The organism is Paraburkholderia lacunae, from assembly GCF_003353175.1.
GTDB classification, from domain to species: Bacteria; Pseudomonadota; Gammaproteobacteria; order Burkholderiales; family Burkholderiaceae; genus Paraburkholderia; species Paraburkholderia lacunae.
On sequence record NZ_QHKS01000019.1, the window covers coordinates 87,964 to 105,716 of the forward strand.

General features: G+C 62.2%; 13 protein-coding genes. 4 read left to right on the forward strand and 9 right to left on the reverse strand.

Annotated features, from left to right (window positions below):
- Nucleotides 1–4: 4 nt before the first annotated feature.
- Genes tssM through DLM46_RS26040 form a run of 3 tightly spaced genes read left to right on the forward strand, consistent with a single transcriptional unit; the run spans nt 5 to nt 5,827 of the window.
- Nucleotides 5–3,886 (forward strand): type VI secretion system membrane subunit TssM, encoded by a 3,882-nt coding sequence (tssM, locus tag DLM46_RS26030; RefSeq protein ID WP_115105310.1) that lies wholly within the window; start codon nt 5–7, stop codon nt 3,884–3,886.
- Nucleotides 3,883–4,875 (forward strand): type VI secretion system-associated protein TagF, encoded by a 993-nt coding sequence (gene tagF / locus DLM46_RS26035; protein ID WP_115105311.1) that lies wholly within the window; start codon nt 3,883–3,885, stop codon nt 4,873–4,875. The genes tssM and tagF overlap by 4 nt, the downstream gene beginning before the upstream one ends.
- Nucleotides 4,876–4,879: 4 nt before the next feature.
- Nucleotides 4,880–5,827 (forward strand): OmpA family protein, encoded by a 948-nt coding sequence (locus tag DLM46_RS26040; RefSeq protein WP_115105312.1) that lies wholly within the window; start codon nt 4,880–4,882, stop codon nt 5,825–5,827.
- An 82-nt stretch (nt 5,828–5,909) separates the two neighbouring features.
- Here the strand turns inward: DLM46_RS26040 and tssA are convergent, their stop codons facing one another.
- The 9 genes from tssA to DLM46_RS26085 all read right to left on the reverse strand — a co-directional run bounded on the left by tssA (nt 5,910) and on the right by DLM46_RS26085 (nt 16,726).
- The gene (gene tssA, locus DLM46_RS26045; protein ID WP_115105313.1) at nt 5,910–7,013 is read right to left on the reverse strand and encodes a type VI secretion system protein TssA; all 1,104 of its coding nucleotides are present in this window, start codon (nt 7,011–7,013) and stop codon (nt 5,910–5,912) included.
- Between the two features lie 65 nt (nt 7,014–7,078).
- On the reverse strand, nt 7,079–9,754 hold the full coding sequence (gene tssH, locus DLM46_RS26050; protein WP_115105314.1) for a type VI secretion system ATPase TssH: 2,676 nt from the start codon (nt 9,752–9,754) through the stop codon (nt 7,079–7,081).
- Nucleotides 9,755–9,789: 35 nt separating this feature from the next.
- Nucleotides 9,790–10,884, reverse strand: coding sequence for a type VI secretion system baseplate subunit TssG (tssG, locus tag DLM46_RS26055; RefSeq protein ID WP_115105315.1), 1,095 nt, complete (start codon nt 10,882–10,884; stop codon nt 9,790–9,792).
- Nucleotides 10,848–12,686: a type VI secretion system baseplate subunit TssF gene (gene tssF / locus DLM46_RS26060; protein WP_115105316.1), complete on the reverse strand. Its 1,839-nt coding sequence runs from the start codon at nt 12,684–12,686 to the stop codon at nt 10,848–10,850. Before tssF ends, tssG begins: the two co-directional genes overlap by 37 nt.
- A 103-nt stretch (nt 12,687–12,789) precedes the next feature.
- Complete coding sequence (tssE, locus tag DLM46_RS26065) at nt 12,790–13,269, reverse strand: type VI secretion system baseplate subunit TssE (protein ID WP_115105373.1); 480 nt, start codon at nt 13,267–13,269, stop codon at nt 12,790–12,792.
- A gap of 85 nt (nt 13,270–13,354) precedes the next feature.
- Nucleotides 13,355–13,858 (reverse strand): Hcp family type VI secretion system effector, encoded by a 504-nt coding sequence (locus DLM46_RS26070; protein WP_006052923.1) that lies wholly within the window; start codon nt 13,856–13,858, stop codon nt 13,355–13,357.
- A gap of 72 nt (nt 13,859–13,930) precedes the next feature.
- Entirely contained in the window at nt 13,931–15,421 is a 1,491-nt protein-coding gene (gene tssC / locus DLM46_RS26075) for a type VI secretion system contractile sheath large subunit (protein ID WP_115105317.1), read from the reverse strand.
- A gap of 14 nt (nt 15,422–15,435) precedes the next feature.
- Entirely contained in the window at nt 15,436–15,984 is a 549-nt protein-coding gene (gene tssB / locus DLM46_RS26080) for a type VI secretion system contractile sheath small subunit (RefSeq protein ID WP_115105318.1), read from the reverse strand.
- Nucleotides 15,985–16,021: 37 nt separating this feature from the next.
- Nucleotides 16,022–16,726 (reverse strand): tetratricopeptide repeat protein, encoded by a 705-nt coding sequence (locus DLM46_RS26085; RefSeq protein WP_115105319.1) that lies wholly within the window; start codon nt 16,724–16,726, stop codon nt 16,022–16,024.
- A gap of 374 nt (nt 16,727–17,100) precedes the next feature.
- Here DLM46_RS26085 and tssJ point away from each other — a divergent pair, with 374 nt between their 5' ends.
- Nucleotides 17,101–17,727, forward strand: coding sequence for a type VI secretion system lipoprotein TssJ (gene tssJ / locus DLM46_RS26090; RefSeq protein WP_115105374.1), 627 nt, complete (start codon nt 17,101–17,103; stop codon nt 17,725–17,727).
- The last annotated feature ends 26 nt before the right edge of the window (nt 17,728–17,753 follow it).

The following is a 17,753-nucleotide window of genomic DNA, read 5'->3' on the forward strand; positions in this document are numbered from 1 at the left end:
GCTTATGCGACGCATTCTCAACGTGTTGACCCACCCACGCACGCTCTCGATCATCGGCTTGCTCGCGCTCGCTGCCATATTGTTCATCGGCGCCGATACCTTGCAGATCGACTTGATGTGGCCGGCCATCATCCTCGGCGCGGTGGTCGCGGTCTGGCTGCTGGTGTGGCTGGTGCGCCGGCTGCGCGCGCGGCGCGCGAACAACAGGCTCGGCGAAATGCTCGAACAGCAGGCCGAAAAGCAGACCGAAACCGGTCCTGCGCCGACCCCCGCGCGCCAGGCCGAACTCGACGTGCTGCGCACGCGCCTCGTCGACGCGGTGAAGACCATCAAGACCTCAAAAATCGGCCAGGTGTCGGGCGGCTCGGCGCTTTACGAACTGCCCTGGTACATCGTGATCGGCAACCCGGCCGCGGGCAAGAGCAGCGCCGTGTTGAACTCGGGCTTGCAATTCCCCTTCGCCGACAAGAACAACGCGGTGATTCACGGCATTGGCGGTACGCGCAATTGCGACTGGTTCTTCACGACCGAAGGCATTCTGCTCGACACCGCCGGCCGCTATTCCGTGCATGAAGAAGACCGCACCGAGTGGCTCGGCTTCCTCGGCCTGCTCAAGCGCTTCCGCCCGAAGGCGCCCATCAACGGCATCATCGTCACGGCGAGCATTGCGGAACTGACGAGCAGCAAGCCCGAGTTCGCGATCAACCTCGCGAAGAACCTGCGTCAGCGCGTGCAGGAACTCACCGAGAAGCTCGAAGTATTCGCGCCGGTGTACGTGATGTTCACGAAGGTGGACCTGATTACCGGCTTCACCGAATTCTTCAGCGGCAGCGACCGCCACGAATACGACCGTGTTTGGGGCGCCACCCTGCCCTACGAGCCGGACGAAAAGCGCGACGTAGTCGGGCTGTTCGACGAGCATTTTGAAGAGCTGTATGACGGTCTGAAAGAAATCAGCGTCGCGCAGATGTCGATCAACCGCGGCAACAAGCTTTCGCCGGGCCAACTGAGCTTCCCGCTCGAATTCTCGACGATCAAGCCCGCCTTGCGCGCGTTCCTCGCCACGCTGTTCGAAAGCAACCCGTTCCAGTACAAGCCGATTTTCCGCGGCTTCTACTTCACCAGTGCATTGCAGGAAGGCGAAACCAACAGCGCCGCGGCCACCCGCATCGCCAATCGCTTCGGCCTGAGTGCCGACAGCCTGCCCAAGCCGCATAGCGCGTTCTCGAAGAACGGCTTCTTCCTGCGTGATCTGTTCTCCAAGGTGATCTTTGCCGACCGTCAGACGGTCAAGCAATTCGCCAGTCCGGCCAAGACGCGCATGCGCTATGCGACGTTCTTCGGCTTCGTCGCCGTGCTCGCGCTGGCGCTCGGCGGCTGGACATGGTCGACGATCGGCAACCAGCAGCTCGCCGACAACGTGAAGGCGGACCTCGACAACGTGGTGCGCCTGCAACAGAACCGCAACGACCTGCAATCGCGCCTGCAGGCCATGGACATTCTCGAAGACCGTATCGACCAGCTCGAGCAGTTTCGCCGCGACAAGCCGCTCGCGGTGTCGCTCGGGCTGTATCAGGGCGATCGTCTCGAGCAGCACCTGCTTACCGAGTATTACAGCGGCGTGCGCCAGATTCTGCTCGACCCGGTCTCGCAGAATCTCGCGTCGTTCCTGAAGGACGTCAACGCGCATCCCGATCAGCTCGCGCCGTTGAACCGTACGCCCGATGCTGGAGCGATTCCGGTGTCGGCGCATACGGCGATGGCGGCCAGCGGCCAGGGCGGCCTCTACAGCGATGCGTCGCCGGCCAACGTCGAAGACGCCTACAACGCGCTCAAGACCTACCTGATGCTGAGCGACAAGCGCCACGTCGAAACGGCTCACCTGACCGATCAGGTCGCCCGCTTCTGGCGCGGCTGGCTCGAAACCAATCGCGGCAACATGCCCCGCGACGAGATGATCCGCAGCGCCGAGCGCATGATCACCTTCTACCTGTCACGCGTATCCGACAACGACTGGCCGATGATCGACCAGAACCTCGGGCTCGTCGATCAGACGCGTGAAAATCTGCGCCGCGTGGTGCGCGGCATGCCGGCCCGTCAGCGCGTCTATGAGGAAATCAAGGCACGCGCGTCGACCCGTTTCGCGCCGATGACCATCGCGCGCATCGTCGGCGAAAACAATACGGTACTGGTGGCGGGCAGCTACGCGATCCCCGGCACCTTCACGCGTGAAGCGTGGTTCCAGTACGTACAGCCGGCGATTCGTGATGCCGCCACCAAGGAGCTGCAGGCGAAGGACTGGGTGCTCAACACGTCAGCGCACGACGACCTGACGCTCGAAGGCAGCCCCGAGCAGATCCAGAAAGCGCTCGTGACGATGTACAAGACCGAATACGCGATGCACTGGCAGAAGTTCATGCAAGGCATTGCCGTGCAGAGCTTCGGCAGCTTCGGTCAGGCAGTGGATGCGATGAACCGTCTCGGCGACCCGCAGGATTCGCCGATCCGCAAAGTGCTCGAAACCGCGTACGACCAGACTTCGTGGGATAACCCGTCGCTCTTCAACGCGGGCCTGAAACGCGCGCAAACCGGCGTCACCAGCTGGTTCAAGCAATGGTTCTCGCGCGCGCCGACCGGCCAGATCAACGCCAACATCGACATCAACGGCAATCCTGTCGAAATGCCGATGGGCCCGATCGGCCAGGAGTTCTCGGCGCTGGGCCGCATCGTCGTCACCGGCGACAACGGTTCGATGCTCAAGGGCTACATGGACACGCTCTCGAAGGTGCGCACGCGCTTTAACGTGATCAAGAACCAGGGCGATCCGGGACCGGGTGCGCGTCAGCTGATGCAGCAGACGCTCGACGGCAGCGGGTCCGAGCTGGGCGATTCGTTGAAATACGTCGACGAGCAGATGCTCACCGGCCTCACCGATTCGCAACGCAAGGCGCTACGGCCGCTACTGGTGCGTCCGCTGATGGCGGCGTATGCGGTGGTGATCCAGCCGGCCAGCGTCGAAGTCAACAAGGTGTGGAATGCGCAGGTCTATCAGACCTTCCAGGGGTCGCTGGCGAACAAGTATCCGTTCTCGGGCGATGCGAAGGTCGAGGCCGGCGCCGGCGAAATCGCCCAGGTGTTCGGGCCGGACGGTGCGGTCGCGAAGTTCGTCGGCACCACGCTCGGGCCGCTCGCGGTGCGCCGCGGCGACACGCTCACCGCCCGCACGTGGGGCGATATGGGTCTCGCGCTGACGCCCGACTTCACCAGCGGCTTCGCGCGCTGGGTGGCGCCGCTTGCCGGCGGAGCGGCGAGCGCGTCGGCACAAAGCTCGTCCGAGCCGCAGACCGTGTTCCAGATCCTGCCGCAGCCGAGCAGCGGCACCACGGAATACACGCTTGCGATCGACGGCCAGCAACTGCGTTACCGCAACACGCCGCCGCAGTGGACCAACTTCGTGTGGCCGAATCCGTCGGGTTCGCCGGGCGCGACGCTGAGCGCCACTACTTTCGACGGCCGCACGCTGCAACTGGTCAGCGAGCCGGGTCGTTACGGTCTTGAGAAGCTGATCAACTCGGCGCAGCGCAAGCGCCGTCCGGACGGCACCTTCGATCTGTCGTGGACGCAAGGCAACGTGACGGTGGCGGTCAGCATGCGCATCATCAGCACGTCGCAGGCATCGGGCGGCAGCGGCGATGCGCCACAACAACAGAGCCTGCGCGGCGTGCGGCTGCCGTCGTCGGTGGCGGATGTGAGCGCAGCGGGTAATTCGGTGAATGCAGTGGCCACGGGTGCAACGGGCGCTTCGCCCGCCACCGCGTCGGCTTCGCAAGCGGCACGGCCGGCCACGACCGCCGCCGCGGTTTCGAACACTGGGGGTGCGCAATGACGCAAACCGTGCAGGCGCAAATCGCCTTCTTCGGCAAGATTCCGTCGCGCGGCGACTTTGTAAAGAGCGTGCATAACCCGCAATTGCTGGCGACGCTCGACCGCTGGATCGCCGAAGCAATGGAATTGCTCACCGACGATCCGCGCTGGAAGATCGTCTACGAAAACGCCAGGCCGATGCACTTCGCGTTCCTCGGTTCGCGCAGCAAGCTGGCGATCGCCGGTCATATGGTGGCGAGTCACGACCAGTCGTCGCGGCGCTTTCCGTTTCTTGCCGCGACCGCTCTGGAAGTCGAGAAACCGCTGACGTTCCTCGCGCGCAGTCCGCTCGCGTTCGCGCGCCTGTGGTCTCGTGTCGCGTCGCAAATGAAGCCGTTGCTCGGCACCAGCGAGCCAGCCGGCGCCTTGCAGGCGCTCGGCGAAACGCAGGTGCCGATCGAAATCGGCGGGGGGCCGGGCAATCCGCACGACGGCACCTTCAACGATTTCGTCGAGCACCAGACGCTCGCCGGCCTCGAACAGATGCTGCTCGCGAGCGGTCATCCGGTGCGGCTGCGCGGCGCGATGCTGGCGCTCGGTTCGCTGCTGCGCCCGGTGATGCAAAGCGGCTCGTCGCATCTCGAACGCGGGCTGACGCTGCCGCTGCCGAACGATCCGTTCTACCGCAGCCTGGTGGCCGCGTTCTGGCTCGAACTGATCGCACCGTTCGTGTCGCAGGCGGATTTCGAACTGGCGATTTTCATCGGCACGATTGCCGAGCGCGAACGGCTCATCATCGGCTTTAACGGCGCGTCGGCCAAAACGCTGCACAGCGTGGTCGATCCGCAGGCGTACGCGGCCCATAACATCGATATCGACGATCCCGAGTGGATCGACGAACACGCGCAAAACGACCATGGCATCAGCAAGCTCGTCAGTTACCTCGACCAACCGCAACTGTCCCTGCGCGTCAGCATCGACACGTTCCGCGAAGCATTCACGGGAGAGTGACACGATGCTGAGCCACTCCACACGCATCGCCACGCTGCTAGCGGCGCTTCTGATCAGCGCCCTCGCCCATGCCGACAACGACGGCCCGGCGCGCGTCACGCCGGTCGACAACAGCGGCATGGCGATTCGCACGACGATTTTGCCGGCGCAGGCTTCGGCGTCGTCGGGCAACGCAACGCCAGGTCTTGCCGCGGCCAGCGGCTCGACGGGGGCGGGCACCGGCGCGATCAGCGCGGCGCCGGCGCCTGCCAATGCGGCGCCGGGCCAGGTGGTGGTCGGCGGCAAGGTGCCGGATGAAGCAACCAAGGCGGCTGTGCTGGCGAAGCTGCGCGACACCTATGGCGCGGCCAACGTGGTCGACCAGATCGAAATCGCCGATGTGGCGACGCCGCCGAACTGGTCCACCAATGTGCAAAAGCTGATCGGCCCGCAGTTGAAGCAGATCAGCAAAGGCCAGTTGAAGATCGACGGCACCCAGATCGACGTGAAAGGCGAAGTGCATAACGAATCGCAGCGCCAGCAACTCGCGAGCGATATGGCGAACGCGCTGAATCCGACCTACACGATCAAGAACGGCCTGCGCGTGAGCGCATCCGAACAGGGCCTGCTCGATCAAACCCTGGCGAATCGCACGATCGAGTTCGAAACCGGCAGCGCGACGCTCACGCCGCAAGGCCGCGCGATTCTCGATCAGATGGCCGCGGTGCTGCAGAAGATGACGACCAGGACGGTGGCGATCATCGGCCACACGGACAATGCGGGTAATCGCACGTCGAATATCGCGCTGAGCCAGGCGCGTGCGGATGCGGTGAAGGGTTATCTGGTCGCCAGGGGCATTGCACCCCAGCAGATGACCACGACCGGCGTCGGCCCGGATCAGCCCATCGCATCGAACGATACGAACGATGGGCGGGCGAGAAATCGGCGCATCGAGTTTCGCGCCGGGTCTTGAGCTATTGCTTGCGCGGCGCGTTTAAACAAAAAAACCTGGCTTGCGTGCCAGGTTTTTTTTGTTTGCTTCCGAATCGAACGTTTTAGTTTTTCTCGTCGGGCTTGACCCCCAACAGCTCGCGAATATGCGCGAGCGACCCATCGTCTTTCACGACCGAGGACAGCCACTGATGCAAAGGCATATCCGCGCATTCCGCCGCCTTGTCAGCAAGATAAGCGGCCGGATTATGCGGCTCCGTGCTGCGAAAGAACCTGGCCACCGCGCGCAATTGGGCGACTGCCTGCGCACGGCTGTGGATTCCTGCAATCGGACTGCTCGGCATGGTCGCCGACACGGGCTCCTCGCGTTGCAGTGACGTCTTGAAGGTGGGCTCGGCGCGCTCGTGCTCCTCCGGTTTCGGTGCTTTCGGCGGCGCCGCTTCCGCACTCACGCCCAACTCGCGTGCGAAGCGCTCGGCCAAACGATAGACGCTGTCGTACGCGTCCTTGGCCTGACGGAAGCTCGGCGCGGAATCCGCAGCGCGCCGGTCCAGCTCCTGTTCGAGCGCGAGCATCGCCGCTTCGAACGCTTTCAGATCGACCAGCAATGCCGCATAAAACGCAGGCGGTGTGGCGCGTTTCGAAGCCTCGATCAGCTCGATCGACGGCTTGCCGCGCGCGATATCGTCGGCGTGGTCCGGATCGCGTTTGACCGCTTGCGCGACATGCGTGGCGACGTCCCAATCGATCGTGCTGTACGAATTGCCTTGCGATGAAGTCAGCGGCATCGCGCGCAGCAGTTCGCCGGTGCGCCCGACCAGCCACGCGACGTTGCCGAGACGGTATTCGGTATCGTCGCCCTCAGGCAGCGGATGCACATGATCCCAGTAGCGTTCGCTCAGCCCGGTCAGCAACGCATAACCTTGCGTGAGACCGGTCACGCCCTCTTCGATCGCGAGCGCTTCGGTCAGCCACACGGCCAGACGCAAATCCTTGGTCTGCGTTTGCAGCAGGCTGCTACAGCGTTCGACGACGAACGGCCAGTCGGCCTCTTTGATATCCGTGACCCATTCGCCCTGATCCAGCGACGGATCTTCGAAACGGCGCGCGTGCTGGATCGCATCGAAATCGGCCGAAAACAGCAAATCTTCGCCGCACGGCGAGGATTCATTGATCGGAGCGAGCAGCGTACTCAGGTTGGTCGGCATGACAGAAAGCAATAAGTATCCAGTACGGCATTAAAACAGATTGGCGGGCGCAACCGCACGCCTCTTTACACAACCGTGTATTCGAACTCACCCGCATCGCTCGCCCGTACTGCGATCCGCTCGATCGCGGCGCCGTTCGCAATGCGCTGCAGCACCTGCTGCGCGACTTCAGGCAGGAGCGTGCCGTTCAGAATGTGATCGACATTGCGCGCGCCGGAATCCACTTCGGTACAACGCGCGAGCACCGCGTCGACGAGCGATTCGTCCCATTCGAACACCGCCTTGTGATTCGATTCGATGCGGCGGCGAATCCGCTCCAGCTTCAACTCGATGATATCGGCGAGCACGTCGTCCGAAATCGGATAGTACGGCACCACTTTCAGGCGGCCGAGAAACGCCGGTTTGAACGCTTTGTACAACTGCGGGCGCAAGTTCTCGGCGAGTTCGTCAGTGTCCGGCAACTCTTCGGCGCTCTTGTTCAGGCACGCTTGCATGACCGCTTGCGAGCCGACGTTCGAGGTCAGAATGATGAGCGTGTTGCGGAAATCGATTTCGCGTCCTTCGGCGTCGTCCATCGTGCCCTTGTCGAACACCTGGAAGAACATTTCGAGCACATCCGGATGCGCCTTTTCGACTTCGTCGAGCAGCACCACCGAATACGGATTGCGCCGCACCGCCTCGGTCAGCACGCCGCCCTCGCCGTAACCGACATAACCCGGCGGCGAGCCCTTCAGGCCCGACACGCTGTGTGCTTCCTGATACTCGCTCATGTTGATCGTGACCATCTTGCGTTCGCCGCCGTACAACACATCGGCAAGCGCCAGCGCGGTTTCGGTCTTGCCGACACCCGACGGTCCGACGAACATGAACACGCCACGCGGTTTGTTCGGGTCTTCGAGATTCGCGCTGGCGGTGCGCACGCGCTGCGCGATCGCTTCGAGCGCATGGTCCTGACCGATCACGCGCGCGGCAAGCAGCGGCTGCAGGTTCAGCACGGTCTGGATTTCGTCCTTGACCATGCGGCCGAGCGGAATGCCGGTCCACGAGGCGACGATTTCGGCCACCACGTGAGCGTCGACCTGCAACGGCACCATCGGTTGACCGCCCTGCAATGCGTGCAATTCGGCGACGCGCATGGCAAGCGTTTCGCGCGCCTGCTGCGCCTTTTCCACCTGCCCGGCGTCCGCGCTGCTCACCCGCGCCGCGTCGATTTCCGCGCGCAAGCCGACGATCTCCGTGACCAGCGCGCGCTCCTTGTCGTAGCGCGCTTCGTCTTCGGCGAGAGCCTTGAGGTCCTCTTCTCGCAGACTGCGGAGTTCCGCGAGCCGCCCGTCGTGCAGCGCGCCGCTCGCCGCTTCGCGTTCCAGCGCGGCAATTTCAGCGTCGATACGTTCGAGCCGTTTTTTCGTGTCGTCGATGGCTGCGGGCGTCGAGCTATGCGCAAGCGCGACCTTCGCGCAGGCGGTGTCGAGCACGCTGATCGCCTTGTCCGGCAGCTGACGTCCGCTGATGTAGCGATGCGACAGACGCACCGCTTCGGTAATCGCATCGTCGAGAACGCGGACGTTGAAGTGCTTTTCCATCAACGCCGCCATGCCGCGCAGCATCGCCGCTGCGAGCGTCTCGCTCGGCTCCTCGATCTTGACGACCTGGAAACGCCGCGCGAGCGCCGCGTCTTTTTCGAAGTACTTCTTGTACTCGCTCCAGGTGGTTGCCGCGATGGTGCGCAATTCGCCGCGCGCCAGGGCCGGCTTCAGCAGATTCGCCGCATCGTTCTGCCCGGCCTGGCCACCGGCGCCGATGATCGTATGCGCTTCGTCGATGAATAGAATGATCGGATGCGGGCTCTTTTTGACCTCGTCGATCACGTTCTTCAGACGGTTCTCGAATTCGCCCTTGACGCTCGCACCGGCTTGCAGCAGCCCCATATCGAGCACATGCAGTGCGACGCCTTTCAGCGGTGCGGGCACGTCGTCCGCTGCAATGCGCAGCGCGAGTCCTTCGACCACCGCCGTCTTGCCGACACCCGCCTCGCCCGTCATGATCGGATTGTTCTGCCGGCGGCGCATCAGAATATCCATGGTCTGGCGAATCTCGCCTTCGCGGCCGATCACCGGATCGATTTTGCCTTCGCGCGCACGTTGCGTGAGATTGCTCGTGTAAGTATCGAGGACGGGCGTTTTCGAAGGTGCGCCGGGCGTTGCATCGGCCGCCGCCGGGTTCCCGGCGCCTTCAGGCGCGTTCTCCGTTGCCTGGCTGCGTTCGACTTCACGCGACCCGGCGGTCAGCTCGTCGAACTTGTGCTTCAGATCCGTCACACGCACATCGCGCAGCAGCGGCGACATGCGCTCGGCAAACTGCGCGAGGTCCGGCGCGCTCAGCAGCGCCAGAAACAGATGCCCCGACCGAATCCGCCCGATCTGCGAATCGAGCGATGCAATCAGCCACGCCTGTTCGAGCAGGGCGATCAGATGCATCGAGAACACCGGGGTGCGCGTATTGCCGGTTTTCAACCGCTGCAACTCGCGCTCGAGATCGGCGCGCAGCGCGTGCGCATCGACCTTGCTCGCGCGCAGCACCAGCGCGACATCGCTCGCCGGTTCATCGAGCAGCGCCAGCAGCAGATGTTCAAGGTCGACCTCATAGTGACCGCGCGCGAGACAATTGTTCGCCGCCAGCAAAGCCGCCTGCCGGCAGGTCGGATTCAGTTTGGCGATCAGGGTGTTGAGGGACGTGCTCATGTCGTGCGATCCGGGTCCAGGTTCTATCGTTATGGTCAGTGAATCACGTGCAATTCGTAGCGGGCATCCGCGCGATCGCGGTCGGCTTCCCGGGTGCACAGGAACGCGTCCCAACCGAGGCGTGCGCCGTTGCCAAGAATGCTTGCGCCCACCTCTGCACGGCGCAACACCAGCGAGACCTCGTATTCGAGCGTCACGCCGGCGAGCAGCGTCAGCATACGTTCGAGCGCGACGGCGCGCTCGGCGCCGGGTAAGAAAGCTTCGTAGTTCTGTTTGTCGAGCGGTCCGATCACGAGCCGCGCGCGCATGTCGCGCTGCCAGACCCGTTCGCCCGCCAGCGCGGTGGCGCCGAGCGTCGCGTTGACGCTGCCGAGCACGGAGAGCTGATCGCGCGGCACGTCGTACCATTTGCCGACGAACTGCTCGACGCGCACCGGCATCTTGAAGTACTCCGACAGCGTGCGTTGCAGATACGCCGCCGACACCGGCCGATGCCGCGCGGCCAGTGCGTAGCCGGCAATCGCTTCGTCGAACAGCGCGCCGTCGCCGCTTTGCAGGCTGTTGCGCGTGTCGTCGTCGGCGACGCCGGCCAACGCGAGCAACAGCGGCAGATAGCGTTCGTCGCGATCCAGTTCGTAATGAAACGGCAGCCGGTATTTCTTCCATGCCGCGTAAAACAGCGCGGTCGCGCGATTGGAAAATACATCGAAGAACTCGCGCGCCGCGCGATCGCGCCTGATCTGCTCGCGCTCGATGATCTGCTCGGTGTAATGCAACGGCAATGCGCCCTGGCCACCAAGCAAACCGAAAAACGCCGGCGTGATATCGACCTTGCGAAGCGAACCGTCTGCGAGTGCGGCCGTGCGCTGCCGTTGCTCTTTCAGCGCTGCGCCTGTCTCGTCGTAAGACTGTGCGCTGTGAATTTCGCTCGGCGGAAACGACATCGACAGCGAATTGCGAAAGGCAATCCGCTGCGCGACGATTTCGCCAGGACGTCCAGCACTTGACGGCGTTTGCTGCGCGAACCACTTCTCGAGAATCCGCACCGCCTGAAAAAACTCGAAGCGATGCGGTTCGTCGAGAAGCCGCTCGACTACGCCAGAATCGATTCGCCGCTGCGCGGTTTGCATCGCAGGACCTCCTCGCCGGTACGCTTCGACACGACGACCAGTTGCACAAAGCTGTTCAGATGCACGTACAGCCCAAAAAACGTGTCGATCACCCGCACGAACGACGCGAGGCTCGTACCGACGAAATGCTCTTCGTCGATCGTCAAACGGATCTCGATGCCGCGCACGAACGTCGCGAACGGTTTGCCCGGCAGCCATTGCACGGCCGAGCGCTGCTCGATGCCCACCAGCCCGTCGATATGCCGTGCGGACACCGCCGTGCGCCGCAAATCATACAGAACCAGCATTTCCTTGAGCGCCGACAAGCCGCTATTGGCAAGCGATACATGATTCAGCGCCAGATGCGAAATCAGGCGCCAGTGCGCGGCGCGCCCGCGCTCGAAGCGCACACTCGGGGTCGGCCGGCGCAGCATCGTGATGCTGCCGGTCAGCGAACCGCCTTCGAGAGACAGATCGCCGCCCTCGAGGCCCACCGCGAGGCCAGCGGGCAAGTCGCGATTGGTGCAGGTCAAATCGAGGCTAAGCGTGTCGGTTTGCGGCGCGGCCGGTTCGAAGTCGATATCGACGATCGAAATCTCGGTCTCGTAGCCCGGGCTTTTTTGCGCGACCCAACCGTTGCGCCGCGCGAACCAGTAATGCCCCGCCCGCGCCGCTTCGCCATGATGCAGCGAATAGAACGGCCGGAATTCGATCACCGATTCTTCATGCGCCTGCTGCCTGACGAGCTGCACCGAATCGATCGAATAAACCTCATACGCAAACGCGCGACGCGCTTCGGCGATTACCGGATACGAAATCGCCTGATGGCTGATCCGGATCGGCTCACCGTGCTGCTTGAACAGATTGACGACCGGCGTGCAGAACAGCCGGAAATGATGCGCCGACAACGAATCGAGCAGCCGCGCGACGTGCGAATCGCTGCGCACCTCCTTGAGCACGACGTGCAGCGTCAGGCGCTGGCAGCGGCCGCTCGCGCGCGTCATCGCCGCCAGATCGAAGTCGGCAAAATTGAATTTTTCGGGGAATGCGAAGTATTCGGTCAGCAGCCGGTACGCCGGGTGCGATTTGGCCGGATAGTCGATCAGCGCGTCTTCCTCATCGAAGCCCGCTTGCACGAGCGGCGATTCACGCAGTTGCTTCCACACGCCGCGCCGGTCAGGTTCCACATAGGTGGCCATTGCGTTGACGAACAGGCAATCGGCCAGCGCCGCGATAAACGATTGTTCGCCGTGCAGGTGCGTGCGCAGCGTGCCGACTTTCAGCGCGGACAGATCGAGTTGCGGCGCCGTCGATTCGAACGTGATCGACACGATCGCGGTAGCGTTGCCCGGCAAAATGGTCGCGCTCGGCGCCATCGCCACCGACGTGTATTTCGCCTCGGAGATACGGATCGGCGCCAGCGTCACGTCGTAGGCGGTACGGAAACGGCATTGCACGCCGCGAATCGGCTTCGATTTGAGTTCAGTGCCGCGCGCCACCAGGACCGGCTCGGTCAGGTGACTGAGCGCGGCGGAGGTGCCCAACTGCGCGATCGAGCACGACGGAAACGGCCGCAGGTAGTGCGGATACAGCACTTCCAGCAGCGCTTCGGTGAATTCGGGGTAGTCGTCGTCGAGTTTCTTGTTGATGCGCGCGCCCAGCAGCGCGAACGATTCGATCATCCGCTCAACATGCGGATCTTCGCAGTGCTCGCCGGACATCGCCAGACGCGCCGCGATCTTAGGATAGCGCTCGGCGAAATCGCGCGAATAGCGCCGCAGAAATGATAATTCGCGCTCGTAATACGGCAGCAATTCTTCCATCGATCTATCCCCGGACCTGAACCATCTCCGCCCAAACTATCGCCACCGTCGCGCGTAACGGCGGCAGAACAGCGGTACTAAAGTGCGGTACTAAAGTGCGGTACTAAAGCTTCGCGCGTGCGCGCGTCACCGAGTATTGCAGCGTGGAAGGCTGCAGCATCGCATCGAAACTCACCGGTTCTTCTGCCGGGTGCACGACCAGCAGCGCCTGAATCGCAAAGTTGAGCGCGTTGGTCGATTGTTCGTTCAGCTCGAGCGTTACCGCAACCTGTTGCAGACGCGGCTCGTGCCGCGCAATTGCCTGTTGAATCGATTTACAGATGAACGTGCGGTCGTAATGGCTCGCGAGGCTCAGGCCCGCGAAATCGTTCAGACCGTACGTCAGCACCGAGCGCTGGCATTCCGGCAGCGCCGCCAGTTCGTGCTCGGTCAGCGCGATCCGCGTGTTCAGGATCCCCTCGACATCGCGAGCGACAGTGCTCTTCAATTCGTCCAACGACAATTGCCGCATCGCCGGGGAAGCCGGCAGATGCGGTTCGTCGTCGAACAGCTTGTCGAGAAAGCTGGGTTCGAAGCGTTTCATCAGGTACCGAAGAACCGGTTCGATGCGAAGCGAACACAGCATGCGCAAACGAATTCGCATCGCGCGCGCCGTGTGCGCCCCGACATCAGACCGCGTACGTCTTGTCGTTCTTCGTCAGGCTCCACGCGCCTTGCGCGTTGCCGCCCTGGTTGCCGCCGATCTTCTGCTGCGTGTACTTCCACTGCACGGCAGCGTACTTCAGCGAAAACTGTTCGCTCGGCAGGCCTTCGCCCACCACGCTCGGCGTCACGCTCGAGATGATCACGTACTTGAGTTTTACTTCCAGATACTTGATGCGGTTGCCTTCGCCGTCCGAGCGCATGAAGTCGATCGTCACTTCGTCGAACGTCGTGCCGCCCGATGCGTGTTGATAGATCAGCGGGCTGACCACGTCGATATCTTTAGTGAACTGCATATCAGCATGTTCGCAACGCTCGGACGTGTGACCGCCTGCCGTCGAAGCCGTTGCCGACCGCGGCTGCGTGATCGAGTGGCTCCACGAATCGATTTCGATCCAGCCAGCATGATCCTTATCGGCGGACTCGCCCTTGATCGCCGGATTGCCGAATTTTAAATAGATGTCCTTCATAACTCATCGACTCCCCAAAGAGGTGGTTTTAACAGCCTACCCGTGCGGCCCGCACGGGTGCTCTGACTTCGTTTATGAATTTGCCGGTTTCGGCAGGTCGGCGACAAGCCGCAAAGAGATCGACAGCTCGTCCAGTTGAAAGTGCGGGCGCAGAAACGCGACCGAACGATACGCACCAGGCTTGCCCGGAATCTCCGAGACCTGTATCGATGCTTCACGCAGCGGAAACTGCGCTTTCTGCTCCTGAGTCGCGTTGTCGTCCAGCAACACGTACTGAGAGATCCAACGGTTCAGGAATACTTCGACATTGCCGGCTGAAGCGAAACTGCCGATCTTGTCGCGCATCATCGCCTTCAGGTAGTGCGCAACGCGCGACACCGAGAAGATGTACTGCAACTGCGCGGACAACACGGCGTTCGCATTCGCGCTATCGGTGCTGTACTTCTTCGGCTTCTGTACCGATTGTGCGGCGAAGAACGCAGCGTAATCCGAGTTCTTGCAATGCACGAGCGGAATGAAACCGAGGTCGCTCAGTTCTTTTTCGCGGCGATCGGTAATCGCAATCTCGGTCGGGCATTTCAGCGCGACTTCGCCGTCGTCGGTCTTGAACGTATGGGTGGGCAGATCTTCCACCAGACCGCCGCCTTCCACGCCGCGAATCGCCGCGCACCAGCCAAAGTCGTCGAATGCGGCCGTCAGGCGTGCCGCGAAGGCCCACGCCGCGTTACACCACAGGTATTTGCTGTGATCGGTGCCGTCCACGTCTTCAACGAAGTTGAAGCCTTCTGCGGTCGCGCCGTCTTTCGGATTGAACGGCAGGCGGCCGAGAAAACGCGGCAGTGTCAATCCGACATAGCGCGAGTCTTCAGCGTCGCGGAACGACTTCCACTTCGCGTACTCGACCGTGTCGAACACCTTGCCGAGGTCGCGCGGCTTGCCGAGATCGGCGAAGGTTTCAAGGCCCAGCAATTCGGGCGACGCTGACGCGATGAACGGCGCGTGCGCGGCAGCCGCCACGTGCGACATCTGCTCGATGAAATAGACGTCTTCCGGCTGACGGGTCACTTCGAAGTCGCCGATGATCGTGCCGAACGGCGCGCCACCGAAGGTGCCGAACTCTTCTTCATATACCTTCTTGAAGAGTGCGCTCTGATCGAATTCGATCGCGGTCTTGAAGTCGCGCACGAGGTCGCGCTTGGGCGCGTGCAGCGCCTTGATCTTGACCGTCGCCCCGGTATTGCTTTCCTTGCACAGGTAGTCCAGACCGCGCCACGTGCTTTCCATACGCTGGAATTCCGGCGCGTGCATCACCGCGCTCAGCTGCGCGGAGATCAGGCGATCGAGTTCCGCGACGCGCGCGTCGATCGTGGCCGACAGGTTGTCGGACACCACCACGGTGCCGTCGAGCACCTGATGCACGAGCTCGCCGATCAGGTCCTTCGCGCGCGCGTGTTCCGAATCGGACTTCGCCACGCGGCTTTTCTCGACGATTTCGTCGAGCAGCGTGGACTCCGTGCCGCCTTGCGCGGTGGCGAGTTGGGCTGCTGCCGTTTGCTGGTTCATCTCACACCCCGTACTTATTCGCCCTGCTTGTCATGATCCGGCACGCCGGCGTGCTGGTCCGCTGCGTTGCCCTGCTCTTTCGCCAGCGTGTGCAACTGCTGCGTGTTGTTGAGCACTTCGCTCAGTAGATCCTCGAGCTTGTCATTGCCGGCCAGCTTGTTGCGCAGGTCGGCGAGCTTCGAACGCGCTTCGAGCAGGCGCGCGAGCGGCTCGATTTGCGCGACCACTTCATCCGGATCGAAATCGGCCATCGACTTGAAACGCAGGTCGACGGCGAATTTGCCGCCGGCTTCGCTCAGGCGGTTCTCAACCTGGAACGCTGCGCGCGGTTCGATCGCTTTCATCACGTCGTCGAAATTGTCGCGATCGATGTTGACAAACTTGCGATCGCGCAGCTTCGGCTGTTCGACTTCGGACTGCCCCGCCAGATCGGCCACCACACCGACGACGAACGGCAACTCCTTTATTTCAATCGCATCGCCGCGCTCGACCTCATAGGTCAATTGAACGCGGGGCGGCCGCACTTTTTGCAAGCGTTTTTGAATGCTTTCTTTTTTCGCCATCGTCGGCTCCCGGATGCAGATGAATCAGGCATGTGGATCAGCGCAGTGCGCTGAACGGATCGGATGCACCGCCGCTCTTTGCGGCTTTGACGGGTGCGGCAGGTGCCGCAGCGGCCGGCGCGGGTGCCGCAGGCGCTGCCGGAGCAGCAGGCGTAGCAGCCGGAGCCGCCGCGCTGGTGGTGGCCGTATCCGCCGCATCTGCGGGCTTGCCCTTCGCAACGTGGCGAACGATGCGCTTCTTCTTGACCGCGGGTTTGTCGTTTGGATCGGGCGGGAACAACGTGGCTTCGCCGAGCGTGTCGCGCAGTTGCTTGGCGAGCGCTTGCGCGTCGGACTTCGCATCGCCCGCGAGCGACGCATCCTGACGCAATTCGCCGAGCGATTGCGTGGCGACGCGCAGGCCGGCTACAGCCAGAACGCTCTTCGCCTGACGGTCGGTCTGATCGCGTTGCAGCGCTTCTTGCGCGGCGACGATGGCCTGGCCGTAATGACCTTGCGTGAACTGGATCTGCGCGATGCGCGACCACGGTTCTTCGCGGGTCGGATCGGACTTGGAAAGTTGCTGATAAAGCGCGATTGCGCGATCCTGATCACCGCCCTTGGCGACGGTATCGGCGTCCGCGAGTTGCTTATTAAAAGCCTCCGGTGTGGTCGCTGTATTGTTGCCTTGTGTCGCGCAGCCGGCAATCACGCCGCATGCCAACACTACCCCAGATAATTTTACTAACAGACGCTCATTCATCGTTTTTCACCGACGTGCGAATTTTTTAATTCAAGGAGAAACCGGAGTTTTGCTTTGCTTCAAGTGCGCGGGTATAGTACAGGCCAATTTTCGATAATTCAACTTTCGTGTGAAGAAGCATTGCACAAAAAAACCGCATGCGGAAAATTTAAATGATGCATGCAGAAATTGTTTCCTGGCGCAATAGCGGCAAAGCAGAGAACGGAAAAAATTTCCGCTCGGCCGGCAGCCAACATGAAAGTATTGTGACGGTAATGCGCTTCGCATAAAACGGCATTGCACTGCATAGCGCTGCCACAGATTGCCGCGAATTGCCCGATTGGTTTCGTTATTGGTGTTTTGACGGGGGGACGGCGTCGAGCCGGTCGATGTATATGAATTCGCGTCTTGTTCGCCGTGCATCGCTGTTGATTGCAAACGCCGCCGCATGCGCGCTTCTGGGCGGCTGCGCGGCCGGCGTGACCGTGCTGGGAGCCGCTGCCAACGCGGCTTTGCAGGCCAGCGGCCTCGGTAAGCCGGATGTGCCCGATGCGCAAAAGCCGCCGCGCAATGTCGGGCTCACGTTGTATGCCGCGCCGAATCTGAATGCCGCCAATGATAAGCGCCCATTGGCGCTAGTCGTACGGCTTTACGTGCTGAAGGACCCCACTTCATTCCAGCAGGCGCCATTCGACGCTTTTACGGATCCGGAGAAGGAAAAGACCACGCTCGGCGGCGATTTGCTGAATGTGCGTGAAGTGACGCTGATCCCGGGTCAGCGCTACGTTGTCACTGAAAAAGTCTCGCGTGAAGCGCAGGCATTCGGTATCGTCGCGCTATTCCGCGATCCTGCGATGCAGCGCTGGAAATTCGCCTTCGATCCGGCGAAGTCGGAGAAATCCGGCATAATGGTCGGCCTGCATAACTGCGCAATGACGGTGACCAACGGCACAGTGATCCCGCCTGAACAGGGATTGCCTGCGCAACCGTTGAATATGCTCTCTTCCGTGAGTTGCGGTTAAAGATGCCGGGCAAATACGATTTAACA